Below are 20065 nucleotides of genomic sequence, written 5' to 3' on the forward strand. Positions count from 1 at the left end.
AAACACAACACAATAAAAAACTGACAGGGTAGGAATAACTATGTTTTTACAGAAATGGAGCAAACCCCTGACCATGGCGGCGCTGCTGGTCAGCGGCAGCCTGTATGCGGCATCCAACCCGGCGGTGGAAGCCAAAAACGGCATGGTGGTCACCTCGCAACACCTGGCCTCGCAGGTCGGCGTGGATATCCTGAAGATGGGCGGCAACGCCATCGATGCCGCCGTGGCGGTGGGCTATGCGCAGGCGGTGGTTAACCCTTGCTGCGGCAACATCGGCGGCGGCGGCTTTATGACCGTCCACCTGGCGGACGGCACCGACACCTTCATCAACTTCCGTGAAACTGCGCCGGCGGCGGCCAGCGCCAACATGTATCTGGACGCCGACGGCAAGGTGAAGAAAGACGCCAGCCTGTACGGCTATCTGGCGGCCGGCGTACCGGGCACCGTGCTGGGAATGGAAACCGCGCGTGAGAAGTACGGCAAACTGAGCCGCGAACAGGTGCTGGCGCCGGCGATCAAGCTGGCGCGCGAAGGCTTTGTGCTGACCCGCGCTGATACCGATATTCTCGACACCACCGTTGCACGCTTCAAACAGGATCCCGAGTCGGCCAAAATCTTCCTGCGCCCGGACGGCAGCCCGCTGCAGCCGGGGGACAAACTGGTGCAAACCGATCTGGCCAATACGCTGGAAGCCATCGCCAAAGGGGGAACCGACGCCTTCTACAAAGGCAAGATCCCGCAGGCGGTAGAGGCGGCGGCCAAACAGGGCGGCGGCATTTTGACGGCGGCCGACTTCGCCAACTATAAAGTCACCGAAACCCCACCGATCACCTGCAGCTACCGCGGCTACAAGTTCGTGTCGGCGCCGCCTCCCAGCTCCGGCGGCGTGACGCTGTGCGAAATCCTCAACGTGGTGGAAGGCTATGACCTGAAAAGCATGGGCTTCAACTCGGCGGCGGCCATTCACACCATGACCGAGGCGATGCGCCATGCCTACATGGACCGCAACACCTACCTCGGCGACCCGGAATTCATCAAGAACCCGATCGACCGGCTGGTGAGCAAGAGCTACGCCGAGCAGATCCGCAAGAAAATCGTCGCGGACAAGGCCACGCCGTCGGAAAACGTGCAGCCCGGTATGGAACCGCATGAGAAGCCGGAAACCACCCACTATTCGATCGTCGACCATGACGGCAACGCGGTCTCCACCACCTATACCGTCAACGGCCGCTTCGGCGCCGTGGTGATCGCACCGGGCACCGGCTTCTTCCTCAACGACGAGATGGACGATTTTACGGTCAAAGTGGGCGAGAAAAACCTGTACGGGCTGGTGCAGGGCACCGCCAACAGCATTGCCCCCGGTAAGCGCCCACTATCGTCAATGAGCCCGACGCTGGTGACCAAGGACAACAAGATCTTTATGGTGCTGGGCTCGCCTGGCGGTTCGCGCATCATCACCATCACCCTGCAGACCGCGTTGAACGTGATCGACCACGGCATGGCGCCGCAGGAAGCGGTGGACGCGCCGCGCATCCATCACCAATGGCTGCCGGATGAGGTGTACTACGAACAGCGCGGCGTTTCCGCCGATACGCTGAAACTGCTGAGCGGCATGGGCTATAAGATGGTCGAACAAACGCCGTGGGGCGCCGCCGAACTGATTCTGGTCGGTTTGCCGGGCGCGGCGGGCGTCAGCCCGGCCAACTCCGGCAACGATTCGGCGGTTTCCGGCAAAGTGCGCGAAGGTTACCTGTACGGCGCCAACGACGTGCGTCGCCCGGCAGGCTCCGCGGTCGGTTACTGATGTAAACGCCCACTCACCTTAATCGCGGGGGCCCTTCGGCCCCCGCAGTTCCCTTAGCCTTCACAGCGCCACACGGTGGCCGATTCTTCCGTCAGCTGCAGGCGCAGCCCGCCGGCCGTTTCGCTCAACTCTCCCCGCCCTTCCACACGCCGCCACGGGCCGCGGGCCAACAGCGGGTTGTGCGGCAGCTGCGCCTGGCCGCTGCCGTCGCGCTGCAGCGCCACCAGCACCTGCTCCTGCTGATACAGGCGCACGAACACCAGCGTTTCTCCGCTGGCGTACAGCACCTGACAGCCGCCGCGACGCAGCGCCAGGCTCTGTTTACGCAGCGCGGCCATGCGCTGGAACAGCGCCAGCAGCGGCCGATCCCAGTCGCCGACGTCCCACGGGAACGGCTTGCGGCAGAACGGATCGTTGCCGCCGTCCAGGCCAATCTCATCGCCGTAATAGAGGCAAGGCACGCCGATCCAGCTCAGCAACCACACCGCCGCCATCTGCATGCGCGCCGCGTTCCCCTGCAACAGCGTGAGGAAACGCGCGGTATCGTGGCTGTCCAGCTGGTTGAACTGGATCAGCTGGCGGCCGTGCGGCAGCCCGGCGCGGTAGCCGTCCATCCACTGCGCGCACCCGGCGGCATCCAGCCGTACCGGGTGATAGGCCACGTCCAGCCCCGTCAAGAACGCCCGCACCGGCAGCGCGAAGCCCATATAGTTCATCGCCGCATCCTCCACGCCGGCGTGCAGCCAGCGGCGCGCGTCGCCGAAGTGCTCGCCCAAGACGTAGGCCTGCGGGTTCTCCTGCTTCACTGCCTGATAGATGCCTGCCAGGTGATGCAGGTTGCCGGCGGCGCCGCCGTTCTCCCCCAGCATGTGCACCACGTCCAGCCGCCAACCGTCGATGCTGTACGGCGGGCGCAGCCAGTGGCGCACCACGCTGCCTTCCCCCTGATAAATCGCTTCCGCCACCTGCGGCTCGGCAAAGTTGAGCTTTGGCAGGCTGGCGTTGCCTTTCCAGTCGAGCGCGCGGCCGTCCGGGTAAAAGTTGAACCAGCCGCGATACGGCGAATCGGGATGGTGACAGGCGCCGTTTTCGCCCTGACGATGGCGGTCGAACCACGGATGCGAGTCGCCGGTGTGGTTGAAGACCCCGTCCAACACCAGTTTCATGCCCACCTTGTGAGTGCTCACTCGCAAACGCTGCAGCGCCGCGTTGCCGCCGAAGTGCGGATCGACCTGGTAATAGTCCTCGGTATCGTACTTATGCACGCTCGGCGCGGTAAAAATCGGGTTCAGATACAGCGCCGTCACGCCCAGCTGCTGCAAATACGGCAGTTTGGCGCAGATGCCGTCCAGATCGCCGCCGTAAAAGGTCGAGGCGGCGTGGCTATCCTCCAGCGGATGCTGCCAGTCGCGCCGAATTACCTCGGCACCGGCCGCGTGATGGCGGTAACTGCCGCTTTGGATGCCGTGCTCGCCGCCGCTGCTGGCGAAGCGATCGGGGAAAATCTGGTAGAACAGCTGATCCGCCACCCATTCGGGGCCGTTGTCGGGCTCGTCGACGGCAAACTGCGCCAGCTGGCCCGGCGGTGTTGGCGACCAGCCCTGCGGGCCGAACCACTGCTGGCGATCGGCCCACAGCAGCTTGAAGCAGTAACGCCGCGTCGGCTCGCCCTCATTCAGCGTCAGGCTGGCCTGGTAGCGCCGCATCCCCTCGTGGCGCTGCGCTTTCATCACCAACAGCCACTCTTCGTTGTCCGGTTCGGCGCGCAAAAACACCCGTTCCGGCAGTTCATCCCCTTGTAACCACAGTGTGATATCCAAACGTTGCCCTTGCTTCACCACAAAAGGCGGAACCGGTTGATGCCAGGCGTTAAGCATACTGTTCTCCTGCTGTACCAAACGAAATCGACGGCGTTCTTCAAGAAGCGAACAATGCCACGTTAAGTGCAACTCCCCCTCCTCTCTGGCCGCAAAACCCGGGGATGAGCCGGGGGGCGGAGACCGAAAAATAACGCTAACTCGATGTAAAAAAAGGTAAACAGGCACAAATCCTGCACGTTAACCCTTAGGCTAACGCGTTTTGAGCATACAGGATATTTTTTGCGCATTTTTTAAGGAGCGGTAATGCAACAACAGATAACGCGCTGGCTGGAACAATTTGGGTTGGAATTCGGCGGAGTGATGTCGCTGTTGATGGTCTTGGGGTTGATCGTCCTGATCTCGGTGGTGATCCACCTGGTGCTGCACCGGGTGGTGTTGGCCGCCCTTCAGCGCCGCGGCCAGCAGTCGCAGCGCGTCTGGCAACAGGCCATCACCCAATACAAACTGTTCCAGCGCGTGGCGCTGCTGCTGCAAGGGGTGATCATCAGCATCCAGGCGACGCTGTGGCTGCAGAGCGGCAGCCACACCCAGGCGGTGATCGTTACCGCCGCGCAGGTGTGGATCCTCGCCTTCACCCTGCTGTCGCTGTTCTCGTTGCTGGATACGCTGCTGGCGCTGCTGCGCCAAAGTCCGATCTCCAATCAGCTGCCGCTGCGCGGCATTTTCCAGGGCCTGAAACTGGTGGCGGCGATCCTGATCGGCATCATGATCGTCTCGCTGCTGATGGGCAAATCGCCGCTGTTGCTGCTCAGCGGCCTGGGCGCCATGACGGCGGTCTTGATGTTGGTGTTCAAGGATCCGATCCTCGGGCTGGTGGCCGGCATTCAGCTCTCCGCCAACGACATGCTGAAGATCGGCGACTGGCTGGAAATGCCGAAATACGGCGCCGACGGCGCGGTCACTGACATCGGCCTGACCACGGTCAAAGTGCGTAACTGGGACAACACCGTCACCACCATACCGACCTACGCGCTGATCTCCGACTCGTTCAAAAACTGGCGTTCGATGTCGGAATCCGGCGGGCGTCGCATCAAACGCAGCCTGAATATCGACACCGGCAGCGTGCACTTCCTGTCGGAAGAGGAACAGCGCCGCCTGCAGCGCAACCCGCTGCTGCACAGCTACCTGAACGTCAAGACCCAGGAGCTGAGCCAGCATAACCAGGAGATCGCCGTCGATCTGGCCTCGCCGCTCAACGGCCGCCGCCTGACCAACCTCGGCACGCTGCGCGCCTATCTGGAAGCCTATCTGCGTGCTCACCCGCGCATTCACCAGAACATGACGCTGATGGTGCGCCAGCTGGCGCCGACGCCGGAAGGCCTGCCGCTGGAAATCTACGCCTTCACCAACACCACGGTCTGGGCGGAGTACGAAAGCATTCAGGCGGATATTTTCGACCATATCCTGGCGGTGATCGACGAGTTCGGCCTGCGCGTGCATCAGACGCCGACCGGCAACGACATGCGCGGCATGCTGCGACAAAGCGCGAACGCTTCCTGACGTCGGCTGACGTAACTGTGTCTGCTGGTAATTATTCGCTTTCAATTGCCAGCAGATATCTCCATCCCCTTCTTTTCCCCGGCGAAAACGGCGTTAATGCGCCCTCACCTTCACCACCGAGAGGGAAAGCCCTTGCTGAAACGGATACGTCATCGGCTGTTTACCCTGATGGCCACCCTGCTGTTTATCGGCTGCCTGCACAACGCTTTGCTGGATGAAAGCCACATGCCCCGCAATCTGCAACCTTCGCTGAGCGCCCTCAGCAGCAACCTGCAGGACATTCGCGAAGTGCTGGCGCGCTGCGCCGGCGAGGAAGAGGAGGATCGCCTGAACGACGGCGGCATACGCATCGAAGCGCGCGCCGCCGGGGATGAGGAAGCGGAAGACAAACGCCAGACATAGTGGGTTAAAAAACGCCCCAATTTGTTGCGTGATACGCAACACCCTACTATGATGCGTATAGCGCAACACTCATGGAGCCATCAGGATGATAAGAAGCTTCAAGCATAAGGGACTCAAAAAGTTTTTCGAAACCGGTTCAACAGCAGGTATCGACGCCAAACAGGCGAAAAAAAATCGCGCTGCGGCTGAGCGTGCTGGATTTAGCGAAAGTGATTGATGACGTAGATCTGCCCGGCTTCTTCTTGCATCCGCTAACGGGCGCTCGCAATGGGCAATGGTCCGTCACCGTGACCGGTAACTGGCGCATCACGTTTGAACTGGTCGAGGGTGATGTTTATATCGTGAATTATGAGGACTATCACTAATGAACCGCATGCATAATCCTCCTCATCCTGGCGAGTTGATCAAAGAAACCATGGAAACGCTGAATCTCAGCGCGCGCGCGCTGGCCAAAGCATTGGACGTCGCGCCGTCTACGGTTCAACGCCTGATCAGCGGTAAATCCGATATCTCGCCGGAAATGGCCATCCGCCTGTCCATCGTAATAGGCAGTTCCGAACAGGTCTGGATGGGAATGCAAGATGCTTACGATCTGTGGCAGGCCAGGCAGTCCATCGACGTTTCCAAACTGCGCAAGCTGGACTTCGCTTGACGCCTGCCCCTAAAAAAACACCGGCCTCAGCCGGTGTTTTTCCATTTAGTCTTGCTGCGTCGCCAGCAGCGCGCGTTTTTTCTGGCGGTTGACCTTGAACCAGTACCCCGCCAACAGCAACACCACCCAGACCAGGCCGGCGTACAGCGAGACGCGCGTGGTCGGGAAGTAGCCGATCAGGCCGATGATGAACACCAGGAACACGATCGCCAGCACCGAGGTAAACACCCCGCCGCGCAGCGGGAACGCCAGCTGCTTCACCTGCTCTTTGCTCAGGCTGCGGCGGAAGGCGATTTGCGAGAACAGGATCATGATCCACACCCACACGGTGGCGAAAGTCGCCAGGGACGCGATCACCAGGAACACGCTCTCCGGCATGATGTAGTTGAGGTATACCGCCAGCAGCAGCGCCAGCATCATCACCACCACCGTCACCCAGGGAATGCCGCGCTTCGACACCTTGCTGAACATTTTCGGCGCGTGGCCCTGCTCAGCCATGCCGTGCAGCATGCGGCCGACGCCGAACACGTCGCTGTTGATCGCCGACAGCGACGCGGTAATCACCACGAAGTTGAGAATGCCCGCCGCCACGGTGATGCCCATATGCTGGAAGGTCAGCACGAACGGGCTGCCGTTGGTGCCCACCTGGTTCCACGGGTAGATAGACATAATGACGAACAGCGTGCCGACGTAGAACACCAGAATGCGCCACGGCACCGAGTTGATGGCTTTGGGAATCGATTTTTTCGGATCTTTGGCTTCGCCGGCGGTGATGCCGATGATTTCAATGCCGCCGTAAGCGAACATCACCAACTGCAGCGACAGGATCATGCCGATAAAGCCGTTGCTGAAGAAGCCGCCGTTCGACCACAGGTTATGAATGCCGGTCGGTTGCCCGCCGTTGCCGATACCCCAGATGATGATGCCGATACCGGCCGCGATCATGATGATGATGGTGGCGACCTTGAAGAACGAGAACCAGAACTCCAGCTCGCCGAATACCTTGACGCTCATCAGGTTGATGGCGCCGATGATCAGCACCACGCTCAGCACCCAGATCCAGTGCGGCACTTCCGGGAACCAGACCCCCATATAGATGCCGAAAGCGGTCACGTCGGCGATAGCGACGATCAGGATTTCAAAGCAGTAAGTCCAGCCGGTGATGTAACCCGCCATCGGGCCGAGGTAGTCCTGCGCGTAGCGGGAAAACGAGCTGGCCTGTGGGTTGTTGACCGACATCTCCCCCAGTGCACGCATGATGATGAAGGCCACGATGCCGCCGATCAGGTAAGCCAGCAGCACGCTCGGACCGGCCATTTTGATGGCGTCCGCCGAGCCGTAGAACAACCCGGTGCCGATGGCCGACCCCAACGCCATAAAGCGGATATGACGCGTACTGAGGCCGCGTTTCAGCTTATTGTCGGGGACAGTGGTGGGTGACTGTTGTTGCATGAAAATGACCCATAGTTTTAAACGTAAAAAAGCCACGGACATGTCCGTGGCCCTAGATTAAGCCGGGGGATTATCAGTGCGCGGTCACTTGGGAACGCGTGCACACCCGATCATAAATCGCGACCAGCGCCAGCATCAGCAGCGAAGGCGGCAACCATGCCAACCCCTGCTCCGCCAGCGGCAGGTGAGTGGTCCAGGCCGGCAGCAGCTGCTGGAAGCTGGACGCTTTCACCGCGTCAAGGATACCAAACAACAGGCTGACAAGCATCACCGGCGCGATGATGCGCGGCGCGCTGTGCCACCAACGCAGGGTGAAGCTCAGCACCACCAGCACGATGCACGGCGGGTAAATCGCGGTCAGCACCGGAATGGAGATCTGGATCAGGTGGCTCAGGCCGAGGTTGGACACCACCATCGAGAACAGGCCCAGAATAAACACCAGCGTCTTGTAAGAGAACGGCAGGTATTGCGCGAAGAACTCGGCGCAGGCACAGGTCAGGCCCACCGCGGTCACCATGCAGGCGATGAAGATCAGCGCCGCCAGGAAGAAGCTGCCGAGGCCGCCAAAGGTGTTCTGAACGTAAGCGTGCAGGATCACCGCGCCGTTGGTGGCGTCCGGCACCAGCGCGCCGCTGCCGGAACCCAGTTTGAACAGGCTCAGGTACACCAGCGTCAGGCCCACGCCGGCGATCAAACCGGCCAGAATGGTGTAGCGGGTCAACAAACCGGCGTCTTTCACGCCGCGCGAACGCGCCGCGTTGACGATAACGATGCCGAACACCAGCGCGCCCAGCGTATCCATGGTCAGATAGCCGTTAACGAAGCCGGAGGAGAAAGGCACGCTCTGATAAGCCGTCGTCGCCGGAATCGGCGCACCGGCAGGCCACAGCAGCGCGGCGATGCCCAGTACGGCCAGCGCGACGATCTTCAGCGGCGCCAGCACATGGCCGACGGTATCGAGCAGGCGGCCCGGATACAGAGAGATGCCGATCACCAGCGCGAAGTACACCAGGCTGTAGATGAACAGCGGCATGGCGCCGTCGCCGGTCAGCGGGGCGATGCCCACTTCGAAGGACACGGTGGCGGTGCGCGGCGTGGCGAACAGCGGGCCGACGGCCAGGTAGCAGACGGTCGCCAGCAGCAAGCCGGCGCCGCGGCCGATTGGCGAACTGAGGGCGTCGATGCCGCCGCCGACGCGCGCCAGCGCGATGACGGTGATGACCGGCAGACCGACGGCGGTGATCAGGAAGCCCAGCGCCGCAGTCCAGACGTGTTCACCGGACTGCAAGCCGACCATCGGCGGGAAGATGATGTTCCCGGCCCCGACGAATAAGGCAAAGGTCATAAAGCCCAGTGCCAGGATATCTTTTGACGTTAAACGATGACTCATACGATGTCGTGTTGCCTGTTCAAATGAAAAATAGTGTCCGATTGCGTGGTGGCGTGACGCCCCACCCGGTTGCCGGCATGCCCGATCGTTGCAGCGCCAAATAAGCACCCTAAACGCAGTTGATCCGGCGTTTATGTCCCTATTCGAAAGTGGCCGCTCATGAAGATGGGCAAAATTTTAGGAGTTATAAAAATGGAGGTTTAATCCGACAACGAGGGCTAAGGTAAACGTTTATAGCGCTTCAAGGCAAGACGCACGGCGAAAAGCAGAGCTATCAACCATATAAACTTTAGCCACCAGTCGATCATATTGGCTATCAATAAATATACACTACATGATTTGTATCATTTTTGAACAGCAAATTCACGAAACGTGAAGCATATATCTCTTTATCGCGCGAAAACGCCAATAAATGCCCGATTTTCGCGTGGCATAAGCTCCGTTTGGCCGTAAAAAAAGGCGAAAATTACGCCGATTTTTGTCGCTTATTGCATCGTTGCAGACGCAAGCGGTGGCAGCCCTAACGCCTGACGGGTCTTCTGCAGGGTGGCCGGCGGCAGCGGCAGATAGCCGTCATGGTTGACCAGGCTCTGGCCTGGTGTCGACAGCACGCGATCGAGGAACGCGGCGGTTAGCGGCTCCAGCGGTTGATGGGGGGCTTTGTTGATGTAGATATACAGATAGCGCGACAGCGGGTAGCGATCGTTGCGCACGTTGGCGGCGGTAGGCGCGACATAGTCCTCTCCCGACTCCGCCAATGGCAGCAGCCGCACGCCGCTGGCGCGAAAGCCAATGCTGGCGTAGCCGATGCCGTTGAGCGAACCGGCCACCGCCTGCACCACCGAGGCCGAGCCGGGCAGCTCATTGACGCGCGGCATAAAATCGCCGCCGCACAGCGCACGCAGTTTGAAATAGCCGTAGGTGCCGGACGCCGAGTTGCGGCCGAAACGCTGCAGCGAACGCGTCGCCCAGTCGCCACTCAGCCCCAGCTCGCCCCAGCGCGTCAGCGGTTTGCTTTCGCCGCAGCGCCGGGTGGCGGAGAAAATGCGATCGAGCTGCTGCAGATTGAGGCCGCGCAGCGGATTGTCCTGATGCACCAACACCACCAGTGCATCCACCGCTACCGGCACCGCCAGCGGCGCATAGCCGTAACGGTGTTCGAACGCCGAGACCTCGGCCGCCTTCATCGGCCGGCTCATCGGGCCCAGCTGCGCGGCGCCCGCCGCCAAGGCGGTCGGCGCGGTCGACGAACCGGCGGCCTGGATCTGCAGGTTAACGTTGGGGTAATGCTGACTGAAATCCTGCGCCCACAGCGCCATCAGATTCGCCAGCGTGTCGGAACCGACGCTGGACAGGTTGCCCGCCAGCATGCCGTCGGGCTGCGCCAGCGCGCCGCGTCCGGCCAGCAGCGCCAGGCAAAGCAACAGCCCTCGGGTTATTCGGGTCATACCGGTGTCTCGCGTTAATTTTTCACCGCATTCTCTGATAAAGCGGCGGGAACAATCAACCGATTGGGTAAGGTAAAGATAAAGCGGGTGCCGATCCCCGGTTCGCTGAGGATCTCCAGCCGCGCGTCGTGATGGCTGAGCGCGTGCTTGACGATCGCCAGCCCCAGCCCGCTGCCGCCGGTCTGGCGCGAGCGGGCCTTGTCGACGCGGTAAAAACGCTCGGTCAGGCGCGGAAGGTGTTCGGCGGCGATGCCCGGCCCGTTGTCGCTGACCTGGAACTGCGCGCCATGCGCCGTCTGTTGCCAGCTCACTTCGATATGGGTGCCCTTCGGCGTGTGGTTGACCGCGTTGTACACCAGGTTAGACACCGCGCTGCGCAACTGGTCTTCATTGCCGAACACGTTGAGCTGTTCGTTCACCCGGAAGGTGATCTCATGATTGCCGCCGCTCAGCGATTGCGCCTCGCGCTGCAACACCCGCAGCATCAGCGGGATATCCACCCGCTCGTTCATGTCGACATTGGGCGCCGCCTCGATGCGCGACAGCGTCAGCAGTTGCTTGACCAGCCCGTCCATCCGGCGGGTCTGCTCTTGCATGGTGCTGAGCGCCTTGCTGCGCAGCGAACCGTCCTGCTCTTCGTCGCCCATCATCTCCAGGTAGCCCTGCAGCACCGTCAGCGGCGTGCGCAGCTCATGGCTGACGTTGGCGAAGAAGTTGCGCCGCGCGCCCTCCAGCTGGCGCATCTGGGTGACGTCGCGCGCCACCATCAGCAACTGCCCTTCGGAATACGGCATCACGCGGAATTCGACGTAGTGTTCGTTGTTCAACTGCAGCGTCAGCGGACGCGAAAACTCCTGCTGTTGCAGATAGTGGCTGAATTCCGGATAACGCAGCAGGTTAAGGATGTGCTGGCCGTTGTCTTCCGGCCAGCGGAAGCCGAGCAGATGCTGCGCCAGCCCGTTGCACCAGAAGATGTTGCCCTCGACGGTGGTCATCACCACCGCGTCAGGCAGCGATTCGGCCCCGCTGCGAAAACGCTTGATAAGCAGCGCCAGCTCGCGCCGGCGGCGGCGGTTGCGCTGCTGCATCTGATACAGGCCATAAAACAGCGGCTCCCAGCTCCAGCGGCCGGGCGGCGGCGTCATGCTGCGGTCGATCCACAGCCAATGGGAGAGTTTGAGCTGGTTGTAGAAATTCCACACCAGCGCAGCCAGCGCGGAGGCCAGCAGGAACCAGGGCAGATAACCGAAAATCAGCCCCAGCAGTAAGGCGGGCAAACAAAAAAGAGCCAGCTCCAGAGCCAGCCTCTTCCACGACAGACGTTCTAACACGGCATATTCTCCAGCGCAGCGCGATCAGTAGCGCGTTGAGAACCGGTAGCCGGTGCCCCGAACGGTTTGAACCATTTTATCATGCCCACTGGTTTCTAACGCCTTGCGGAGCCGACGGATATGCACGTCAACGGTACGGTCTTCCACATAAACGTTAGTGCCCCAGACGTGATTAAGCAACTGCTCACGGCTATAAACCCGCTCCGGGTGGGTCATAAAGAAGTGCAGCAGCTTGAACTCGGTCGGCCCCATGTCCAGCGCCTGATCGTTCGCCATCACGCGGTGGGAGGACGGGTCCAGGCTCAGCCCTTGCATTTCAATCACCTCCTCCACCGCCATCGGTGAAATGCGGCGCATGACCGCCTTGATGCGCGCCACCAGCTCCTTGGGCGAGAACGGCTTGGTGATGTAATCATCCGCCCCCACTTCCAGGCCGCGTACCCGGTCTTCTTCTTCGCCGCGCGCGGTCAACATCATCACCGGGATATCGCGGGTCAGCGCTTCGCGCTTCATATGTTTGATAAACTGAATGCCGGAACCCCCGGGCAACATCCAGTCAAGCAACACCAAATCAGGGAACGGCTCAGACAGACGCGTCACGGCGCTGTCATAATCCTCGGCTTCCAACGGTTGGTAACCATTTTGTTCCAACACAAAGCACACCATCTCACGGATCGGCGCTTCGTCTTCCACCACCAGTATGCGTCTTGCCATCGTCAATCCTGCCAATGTGTTAGCGACTTTTCGGGCGCCATTATGCGTCAGTTTTGTGACACTTTTATGAAAAAAACCGGCTGTTATAGGCAGTAAGCATAGCGATTATTTCCCGGCGCAAAGAAAAATCATTCCATGGTCATCGCCATTGCGCCGGGACAGCCGCCGCCGCGGCCTTTATAATCATCGCCATTATCTTTGCATCCGGGAGTGTCATGCGCCTGATCCACACCTCTGACTGGCATCTTGGCCAGTACTTTTTCACCAAAAGCCGCGCCGCCGAGCACCAGGCTTTTCTGAACTGGCTGATCGAGCAGATCGAGCAGCAGCAGGTGGATGCGCTGATCGTCGCCGGGGATCTGTTCGATACCGGCTCACCGCCCAGCTATGCCCGCGAACTGTACAACCGCTTCGTGGTGGAACTGCAGCGCACCGGCTGCCAGCTGGTGGTGCTGGGCGGCAACCATGACTCGGTGGCGACGCTGAACGAATCGCGGGAGCTACTCTCCTGCCTGAACACCACGGTGATCGCCAGCGCGCAGGGCGCTCCGGAACAGCAAATCGTGGTGCTGAACCGGCGCGACGGCCAGCCGGGCGCGGTGCTGTGCGCCATTCCGTTCCTGCGGCCGCGCGATCTGCTCACCAGCCGCGCCGGCGAATCCGGCGCACAGAAACAGCAGGCGCTGCAGGAAGCCATCGCCGAACATTATCAGACGCTGTATCAGGCGGCCTGCGAGCGCCGCGACCAGCTGGGCTTGCCGCTGCCGATCGTCGCCACCGGCCACCTGACCACCGTCGGCGTCACCACCTCCGACTCGGTGCGCGACATCTATATCGGCACCCTCGACGCCTTCCCGGCGCAGGCTTTCCCGCCCGCCGACTATATCGCGCTGGGCCACATTCACCGCGCGCAGAACGTCGCCAAATCGGAGCATATTCGCTATAGCGGCTCGCCGATCCCGCTCAGCTTCGATGAGCTGGGCAAAGCCAAAAGCGTCTTCCTGGTGGATTTCGCCGACGGCACCCTGCAGCGGGTTGACGCGTTAACGATCCCGCAGTTCCAGCCCATGCAGCTGATCAAAGGCGATCTGGCCGAGATCGAACGGCAGCTGCGGCAATTTGCCGACTATGCCGGCGAGCGGCCGGTGTGGCTGGATATCGAAGTGGCGACGCAGGACTACCTCAGCGACATCCAGCGCCGCATCCAGCTGCTGGCGGATGAGCTGCCAGTGGAAGTGGTGCTGCTACGGCGCAGCAAAGAGCAGCGCCGCCAGGCGATTGCGCAGCAGGATAAGGAAACGCTGAACGAGCTGAGCGTCAACGAAGTGTTCGAACGGCGCCTGGCGCAGGAGGCTGAGATGCCCGAAACGCGTCAACAGCGGATGCGCCAGATGTTCCGCCAGGTGGTCGAGGCGGTGCAGCATAACGCCGAGGAGACGAATTCATGAAGATCCTCAGCCTGCGGTTAAAAAACCTCAACTCGCTGCAGGGCGAATGGAAAATTGACTTCACCGCCGAGCCTTTCGCCAGCAACGGCCTGTTCGCCATTACCGGCCCGACCGGCGCGGGCAAAACCACCCTGCTGGACGCCATTTGCCTGGCGCTGTATCACCAAACGCCGCGCCTCAACGTCACGCCGAGCCAGAATGAGCTGATGACCCGCCACACCGCCGAGTCGCTGGCGGAGGTCGAATTCGAGGTCAAGGGCATCGGCTATCGCGCCTTTTGGAGCCAGCGCCGCGCCAAAAATGCGCCGGACGGCAATCTGCAGGCGCCGAAGGTCGAACTGGCGCGCCGCGAGGACGGCAAGATCCTGGCGGATAAGGTACGCGACAAGCTGGAGATCACCGCCGCCATCACCGGGCTGGACTTCGGCCGCTTCACCAAATCGATGATGCTGTCTCAAGGGCAGTTTGCCGCGTTCCTCAACGCCGACGCCAACGATCGCGCCGAGCTGCTGGAAGAGCTGACCGGCACCGAAATCTACGGGCGGTTGTCCGAACAGGTGTTCGAGTCGCACAAGCAGGCCAAAACCGACCTGGATGCGTTGCACCAGCGCGCCAGCGGCATCGAGTTGCTGAATGATGAACAGCGCCACTCCCTGACTGAACAGCTGACGGCGCTGAGCGCGCAGGAAAGTGCTCTCGGCGAGCAAACTCAGCAACAGCAACAGGCGCTGAGCTGGCTGCAGCAATGGCAACGCCTCCGGCAACAGCAAAACGAGGGTCAACGGCGGCTGGAAACCGCCCAGCGCGAGCAGGCCGAGGCCGCCCCGCAGTTGCAGCGGCTGGCGCTCAGCGAACCGGCCGAGAAATTGCGGCCGCTGCGCGGCGAACGCGATCGCTGCCGCACCGAGCTACAAACGATACAACAGCAGGCTGCCCAGCTGACGCAGCAACAGGAACAGCACTCGGCGCAGCTGGCACCGCTGCAGCAGGCGGTGGAAAAAGCCCGCCTGGCGCAGCAAACCCATGCCGAGCATATGCGGCAGCAGCAACAGCTGATCGATGAGCAAGTCGCTCCGCTTGACCACCAAATAGCCCAACTGCAGTCGACACAGGCCGAACGGCGACAGGCCGTCGATGCCGCCGCGCAGCAGTGCGCCCAGCAGCAAACGACGCTGGAGCAGCTCACCGCTCAGCGCAGCCAGCTGACAACGCAGGCCGCACAGTTTCAGCAGCAGTTGAATGCGCTGAGTGATGCGCTGGCCGCTCAACAGCAACAGCAGCAGGCACTGGAGGCGAAAACGCCGCTGGCCCCGCTGCGCCAGCGCCTGAGCGCCCTGGCAGACCTGCGCCCAACGCGCCAGCAGCTGTTTACTCTATCCTCTTTGTCGCAGCAAATCGTTAAACGGCTGGAACAGCAGCGGCAAGAGCTAAACATCGGTCAACATGAACTGACCCAGTTGGAGCCACAGCTAGAACTCATCCGTCAGCAATTTAAGCAGCAGAAAGCACACCAGGCCGATGTTGAAAAAACCTATGCGCTGGAACAACGGATCGTGGGTCTGGAGGCCGAGCGCGCCCGTTTGCAACCCGGCGCCCCCTGCCCGCTGTGCGGCTCATGCGAGCATCCGGCGGTAGAGCAATACCAAGAGGTAAAACTGTCAGAAACTGCGCAACGTCTGGAGCAAATGAAAGTCCAGACCGAAGCATTGCAAAAACAAGGCGTCGAGCTGCGAGCCCGTTACGACAACCTGCAACAGCAGTTGCAGCGCCAACAGCAAACCATCGCTCAGGATGAACAGCAGCTGGCTGCCCAACAGCAGCAGTGGCGGCAGCTCAGCGCACCGCTGGCGTTCGACTTTACGTTGGCGGATGGCGAGCAACTCAGCGCCTGGCTGAACGGCTGCGACGACGAAGAACGGCGCGGGCAACAGGCGCTGCAGCAGCATGAACAGGCGGCGCAGGCGGTACAGCAGGCAAAAGACGCGCTCGCCGCTCTGCAAACGCAGCAGCAGCAGGCGCAGCAACAGCTGGCGCTGCTCGAAGAGCGCTTTACGCTGCTGCAGAAAACCCATGCCGACAGCCTGCAACAGCAGCAAGACCTGCAACAACGCTGGCAGGAAGGCGAGAAAACCCTCGCCGAGCGGCGTACGCAGCGGTTGGCGCTGTTCGGCGAACAGCGGGTCGCCGAGGTGCGGGAACAGCTGCGCGCCAAACAAACCGCCTGTGAACAGGCTTGCTTGCAGGCCGCCGAGCAGTGGCAAAAGGCGCAGGAGCTGCGCGAACGCCTGGCCGGCCAACAGGCCGGGTTACAACAACAGCACACCCAAATGCAGGAACGGCTGCAGCAGGCGCAGCAGCAATGGCAGCAGGCGCTGGCCGACAGCGAATTCGCCGATGAAACCGCCTTCGCCGCCGCGCTGCTGGACGACGCCCTGCGCCGCGAATTGCAGCAGCGCAAAGAGCAACTGCAACAGCGGCAGGTAGAGGCTGCGGCCCTGCTGACTCAGGCGACGCAAACGCTGGAGCAGCATCGGCTGAACCTCCCTGAAGGGGTGGATGAAGCCAACGCGGATCTCGACGCGCTCACCCAATCGCTGGCCGAGCTGGCACAGCAGTTGAAGGCGCTGCAGCTGAGCCAGGGCGAACTGCGCAACCAGCTGGAAAGCGACGCCGTCCGTCGTCTCAATCAACAGGCGCTGTTCGAGCAAATCGCCCGCAGCCAGCAAGACTACGACGACTGGAGCTACCTCAACCAGCTGATCGGCTCGAAAGAAGGCGACAAGTTCCGCCGTTTCGCTCAGGGGCTGACGCTCGATCATCTGGTCTATCTGGCCAACCGGCAGCTCGGCCGGCTGCACGGGCGCTACCTGCTGCAGCGCAAAACCAGCGACGCGCTGGAGCTGCAGGTGGTGGACACCTGGCAGGCCGATGCGCTGCGCGATACCCGCACCCTGTCCGGCGGCGAGAGCTTCCTGGTCAGCCTGGCGCTGGCGCTGGCGTTGTCCGATCTGGTTAGCCACAAAACCAGCATCGACTCGCTGTTCCTCGACGAAGGCTTCGGCACGCTGGACGCCGAAACCCTCGATACCGCGCTGGACGCGCTGGACAGCCTGAATGCTTCCGGTAAAACCATTGGCGTGATCAGCCACGTCGAGGCGATGAAAGAGCGTATTCCGGTGCAAATCAAGGTGAAAAAGGTCAACGGGCTTGGCGTCAGCCGGCTGGAGGCGCACTTCAGGCTGGAATGATCCCGCCGCGCGCGGCGCAGAAGTGTGACCGTGGCGGCACTCCGCGGTGAAAAGCGTTGAGCCGCGGCGAGCACGGGTTATTATGCAGGCATAACAGGATTGTTACTGTATCCCCTCCGCCGCTCAGGCCGCAGGGCAGAAAGATAAAATACAGGCAAAACCTGACGCCCGGGATCGCTTCCGGGCGTCAGGTTTTTTCGTTTTCAGGATGCTGAAACACCGGGAAAAACCATGAAAATCGCTAAAATACTCAATAATAACGTGGTGATTACGCTGGACGACCGTCAGGCAGAGACGGTGGTGATGGGAAAAGGAATCGGCTTTAAAAAGAAGCCCGGCGATACGCTGGACGAAAGCCTGATCGAAAAGGTCTTCACCCATAACGGCGGAGAAATCGCCGAGCGCTATAAAGAGCTGCTCGCCGAGATCCCATTGGCCTGCGTCACCACCGCCGACAGAATCATCACCCTCGCCCGCGAACGCCTGCCGGGCAAGCTACATAACATCGTCTACATCACGCTGACCGATCACATCCACTTCGCCCTGCAGCGCCATGCGCAAGGGCTGGATATCAAAAATGCGCTGCTGTGGGAGATTAAAAAACTCTATCCGGCCGAATTCGCCGTCGGGCTGGAGGCGCTGGCCCTGATCGCCCAACGGCTGGATACCGCGCTGCCGGAAGACGAAGCCGGATTTATCGCCCTACACCTGGTCAACGCTCAGCTTAACGACGAGATGCACAACACGCTGCACATCACCCGCGTGATGCAAGAGATCCTCAACCTGGTCAAATACCACTTCCGCTTTGATTACAATGAGGAAGCCCTGAGCTACCACCGGTTCGTCACCCACTTGAAATTTTTCGCCCAACGGCTGCTGGGGAAAAACTACGTCGACAGCGACGACGATTCGCTGTATCAGGTGGTGAAAGAGAAGTACCCCGAGTCATTCGCCTGCGCCGGTAAGATCAACCGCCACATCGAAAAGCACTATCAGCATCAGCTCACCACGGAAGAGATGATGTTTCTGACCATTCATATCGAACGGGTGCGCAGCGAAAGCGAGGAAAAGCCGGCTTAACGGCGGGCGTCCGCCACCCGCACGCCGTACTGCGGAAACACCGCGTCGGCGGAGATCAGCGTCAGCCCCTCGGCCTGCGCCTGTGCGATCAGCATGCGATCGAAAGGATCTTGATGATGGGGCGGCAGCTGCCCGGCCTGTTGGCAGTGAAAGGCGTCCATCGGCAAAGACAGAAAATCCTCGGCCTCGATGATCGCAAAGATGTCTTCCGGCAGCGCCAGTTTGCCCAGCGCCTGCTTGATCGAGATCTCCCAAATGCTGGCCGCGCTGACGTACACCGCATTGCCCGGATCGGCGATCTGCCTTTTGGCGTTCACGCCCAGGCAGGCGTCGTCGATCAGCCACCACAGCAACGCGTGGGTATCCAGCAACAGGCGCTTCATTCATCGCCCTCAAACAACGCCGCAATGGCCGCATCCCCGGCGTTGAAATCCGCCGGCACGGTGAACCTGCCCTTGGCGGCGCCAGGGCGGCGCGCTTCCCCCTTGATGGCGACCAGCTGTACGTACGGCTTCCCTGCTTTTGCAATAATCACGGTTTCTCCCTCCGCGGCTCTGTCCGCCAACTGGCTCAGATTGGATTTGGCTTCGTGCATATTGGCCTGAATCGGCATACGCGTCCTCCTTAGCTAAGTTAGCTAAAGCATAAAGCGCCGTCCAGTTTTTGTACAGTGAAGGGTTTAAAGCGCGAGCAGCCTCGCGCTTTGTTGCAACGCTTAGCGCTGCTGTTGCGGCCACAGCCAGGCCGCACCGCGCACGCCGCTGGAGTCGCCGTGAACGGCCTTGCGGATCGGCGTTTCACACTCGCCGCCGAACACCCAGCCTTTCACCAGTTGCGGCACCGTGCGATACAGACGATCCACGTTGCTCATACCGCCGCCGAGCACCACCACATCCGGATCCAGCATGTTGATCACGTGCGCCAGCGATTTCGCCAGCCGCATTTCGTAGCGGCCAATCGCCTGCTCCGCCAACGCATCGCCCCGCTCGCTCAGCGCCATGATCTCATGCCCTTGCAGCGCATTGCCGCTCAGGCGCGCATAGTCGGTGGCGAAACCGGTGCCGGAAACAAAGGTTTCGATGCAACCCGGCTTGCCGCAGTAACACGGCACTTCGCGGGCGTAACGCAGCTCATCGTCATCCTGCCACGGCAGCGGATTGTGCCCCCATTCACCGGCGATGCCGTTGCCGCCGGCATGCGCCTGGCCGTTCAGCGCCACGCCGGCGCCGCAGCCGGTGCCGATGATAACCGCAAACACGGTTTTCGCGCCGGCGCCGGCGCCATCGGTGGCTTCCGACACCGCCAGACAGTTGGCATCGTTGGCGATGCGCACCTCTCGCGTCAGCAGCGCAGACAGATCCTCGTCCAGCGGTTGGCCGTTGAGCCACACCGAGTTGGCGTTTTTCACCCGCCCGGTAAACGGCGACAGCGTGCCGGGAATGCCGATCCCGACCGATCCCCGTTCGCCGGTATGATCCTCGGCCAGTTTCACCAGCCCGGCGATCGCCGCCAGAGTTTGCCGGTAGTCATGGCGCGGCGTGGCGATACGATGGCGAAACAGCTCCCGCCCGTCGTCCGCCAACGCAATCACTTCAATTTTCGTTCCACCCAAATCGATGCCAATGCGCACGTATTTTTCTCCTCGATGCCGCGCAGCGTTGCCACAGCCTAATGTAAGCGCGCGAATGAATCACCTGTTTCCCACCCTCCGTCCCG

Annotated in this window: 16 protein-coding genes and 1 pseudogene; 8 read left to right on the forward strand and 9 right to left on the reverse strand. The window is 61.2% G+C overall.

The window, feature by feature from the left end; all coding sequences use genetic code 11:
• Nucleotides 1–40: 40 nt before the first annotated feature.
• Complete coding sequence (gene ggt / locus HWW83_RS16100) at nt 41–1804, forward strand: gamma-glutamyltransferase (RefSeq protein WP_046688352.1); 1764 nt, start codon at nt 41–43, stop codon at nt 1802–1804.
• Nucleotides 1805–1857: 53 nt separating this feature from the next.
• Here ggt and malZ read toward each other — a convergent pair whose 3' ends face one another.
• Entirely contained in the window at nt 1858–3681 is a 1824-nt protein-coding gene (gene malZ, locus HWW83_RS16105) for a maltodextrin glucosidase (protein WP_176589419.1), read from the reverse strand.
• A 246-nt stretch (nt 3682–3927) separates the two neighbouring features.
• Between malZ and HWW83_RS16110 the strand changes: the two genes are divergently transcribed.
• The 4 genes and pseudogenes from HWW83_RS16110 to HWW83_RS16125 all read left to right on the forward strand — a co-directional run bounded on the left by HWW83_RS16110 (nt 3928) and on the right by HWW83_RS16125 (nt 6238).
• Complete coding sequence (locus HWW83_RS16110) at nt 3928–5184, forward strand: mechanosensitive ion channel family protein (RefSeq protein ID WP_046688350.1); 1257 nt, start codon at nt 3928–3930, stop codon at nt 5182–5184.
• A gap of 132 nt (nt 5185–5316) precedes the next feature.
• The gene (locus HWW83_RS16115) at nt 5317–5586 is read left to right on the forward strand and encodes a hypothetical protein (protein WP_046688349.1); all 270 of its coding nucleotides are present in this window, start codon (nt 5317–5319) and stop codon (nt 5584–5586) included.
• A gap of 85 nt (nt 5587–5671) precedes the next feature.
• A pseudogene (locus HWW83_RS16120) lies at nt 5672–5951 on the forward strand (type II toxin-antitoxin system RelE/ParE family toxin).
• Complete coding sequence (locus HWW83_RS16125) at nt 5951–6238, forward strand: HigA family addiction module antitoxin (protein ID WP_025160069.1); 288 nt, start codon at nt 5951–5953, stop codon at nt 6236–6238. Before HWW83_RS16120 ends, HWW83_RS16125 begins: the two are co-directional and overlap by 1 nt.
• 45 nt (nt 6239–6283) lie before the next feature.
• On the opposite strand, the gene proY is transcribed toward HWW83_RS16125, so the two are convergent.
• The 5 genes from proY to phoB all read right to left on the reverse strand — a co-directional run bounded on the left by proY (nt 6284) and on the right by phoB (nt 12573).
• On the reverse strand, nt 6284–7690 hold the full coding sequence (gene proY / locus HWW83_RS16130) for a proline-specific permease ProY (protein WP_033644203.1): 1407 nt from the start codon (nt 7688–7690) through the stop codon (nt 6284–6286).
• A gap of 73 nt (nt 7691–7763) precedes the next feature.
• Nucleotides 7764–9080, reverse strand: coding sequence for a branched-chain amino acid transport system II carrier protein (gene brnQ, locus HWW83_RS16135; RefSeq protein ID WP_021504688.1), 1317 nt, complete (start codon nt 9078–9080; stop codon nt 7764–7766).
• A 485-nt stretch (nt 9081–9565) separates the two neighbouring features.
• Nucleotides 9566–10528, reverse strand: coding sequence for a PstS family phosphate ABC transporter substrate-binding protein (locus HWW83_RS16140; protein ID WP_089196640.1), 963 nt, complete (start codon nt 10526–10528; stop codon nt 9566–9568).
• Between the two features lie 14 nt (nt 10529–10542).
• Nucleotides 10543–11859 carry a phosphate regulon sensor histidine kinase PhoR gene (phoR, locus tag HWW83_RS16145; RefSeq protein WP_004940434.1) on the reverse strand — a complete coding sequence of 439 codons (1317 nt, stop codon included), beginning with the start codon at nt 11857–11859 and terminating at the stop codon, nt 10543–10545.
• A gap of 24 nt (nt 11860–11883) precedes the next feature.
• The gene (gene phoB, locus HWW83_RS16150) at nt 11884–12573 is read right to left on the reverse strand and encodes a phosphate response regulator transcription factor PhoB (protein ID WP_004940438.1); all 690 of its coding nucleotides are present in this window, start codon (nt 12571–12573) and stop codon (nt 11884–11886) included.
• Nucleotides 12574–12788: 215 nt separating this feature from the next.
• Between phoB and sbcD the strand changes: the two genes are divergently transcribed.
• The 3 genes from sbcD (at nt 12789) to licT (ending at nt 18349) form a co-directional block, all read left to right on the forward strand.
• Nucleotides 12789–14021: an exonuclease subunit SbcD gene (gene sbcD / locus HWW83_RS16155; protein ID WP_033651069.1), complete on the forward strand. Its 1233-nt coding sequence runs from the start codon at nt 12789–12791 to the stop codon at nt 14019–14021.
• Entirely contained in the window at nt 14018–17269 is a 3252-nt protein-coding gene (gene sbcC / locus HWW83_RS16160) for an exonuclease subunit SbcC (RefSeq protein WP_176589420.1), read from the forward strand. Before sbcD ends, sbcC begins: the two co-directional genes overlap by 4 nt.
• 231 nt (nt 17270–17500) lie before the next feature.
• Nucleotides 17501–18349, forward strand: coding sequence for a BglG family transcription antiterminator LicT (gene licT / locus HWW83_RS16165; protein ID WP_089194346.1), 849 nt, complete (start codon nt 17501–17503; stop codon nt 18347–18349).
• Here the strand turns inward: licT and HWW83_RS16170 are convergent.
• From HWW83_RS16170 to mak, 3 genes are all read right to left on the reverse strand, one after another.
• Entirely contained in the window at nt 18346–18732 is a 387-nt protein-coding gene (locus HWW83_RS16170; RefSeq protein ID WP_033651066.1) for a type II toxin-antitoxin system VapC family toxin, read from the reverse strand. The genes licT and HWW83_RS16170 overlap by 4 nt on opposite strands.
• Nucleotides 18729–18962 carry a type II toxin-antitoxin system Phd/YefM family antitoxin gene (locus HWW83_RS16175; RefSeq protein ID WP_004940455.1) on the reverse strand — a complete coding sequence of 78 codons (234 nt, stop codon included), beginning with the start codon at nt 18960–18962 and terminating at the stop codon, nt 18729–18731. Before HWW83_RS16175 ends, HWW83_RS16170 begins: the two co-directional genes overlap by 4 nt.
• 102 nt (nt 18963–19064) lie before the next feature.
• Nucleotides 19065–19979: a fructokinase gene (mak, locus tag HWW83_RS16180; protein ID WP_046688346.1), complete on the reverse strand. Its 915-nt coding sequence runs from the start codon at nt 19977–19979 to the stop codon at nt 19065–19067.
• Between the last annotated feature and the right edge of the window lie 86 nt (nt 19980–20065).

The sequence above is a fragment of the Serratia ureilytica genome (assembly GCF_013375155.1).
Lineage (GTDB): Bacteria > Pseudomonadota > Gammaproteobacteria > Enterobacterales > Enterobacteriaceae > Serratia > Serratia ureilytica.

Bases quoted from the DNA above. Each gene is read 5' to 3' on its own strand.
- ggt (WP_046688352.1), top strand. From the start codon at position 41: ATGTTTTTACAGAAATGGAGCAAACCCCTGACCATGGCGGCGCTGCTG.
- malZ (WP_176589419.1), bottom strand. From the start codon at position 3,681: ATGCTTAACGCCTGGCATCAACCGGTTCCGCCTTTTGTGGTGAAGCAA.
- HWW83_RS16110 (WP_046688350.1), top strand. From the start codon at position 3,928: ATGCAACAACAGATAACGCGCTGGCTGGAACAATTTGGGTTGGAATTC.
- HWW83_RS16125 (WP_025160069.1), top strand. From the start codon at position 5,951: ATGAACCGCATGCATAATCCTCCTCATCCTGGCGAGTTGATCAAAGAA.
- proY (WP_033644203.1), bottom strand. From the start codon at position 7,690: ATGCAACAACAGTCACCCACCACTGTCCCCGACAATAAGCTGAAACGC.
- brnQ (WP_021504688.1), bottom strand. From the start codon at position 9,080: ATGAGTCATCGTTTAACGTCAAAAGATATCCTGGCACTGGGCTTTATG.
- HWW83_RS16140 (WP_089196640.1), bottom strand. From the start codon at position 10,528: ATGACCCGAATAACCCGAGGGCTGTTGCTTTGCCTGGCGCTGCTGGCC.
- phoB (WP_004940438.1), bottom strand. From the start codon at position 12,573: ATGGCAAGACGCATACTGGTGGTGGAAGACGAAGCGCCGATCCGTGAG.
- sbcD (WP_033651069.1), top strand. From the start codon at position 12,789: ATGCGCCTGATCCACACCTCTGACTGGCATCTTGGCCAGTACTTTTTC.
- sbcC (WP_176589420.1), top strand. From the start codon at position 14,018: ATGAAGATCCTCAGCCTGCGGTTAAAAAACCTCAACTCGCTGCAGGGC.
- licT (WP_089194346.1), top strand. From the start codon at position 17,501: ATGAAAATCGCTAAAATACTCAATAATAACGTGGTGATTACGCTGGAC.
- HWW83_RS16170 (WP_033651066.1), bottom strand. From the start codon at position 18,732: ATGAAGCGCCTGTTGCTGGATACCCACGCGTTGCTGTGGTGGCTGATC.
- HWW83_RS16175 (WP_004940455.1), bottom strand. From the start codon at position 18,962: ATGCCGATTCAGGCCAATATGCACGAAGCCAAATCCAATCTGAGCCAG.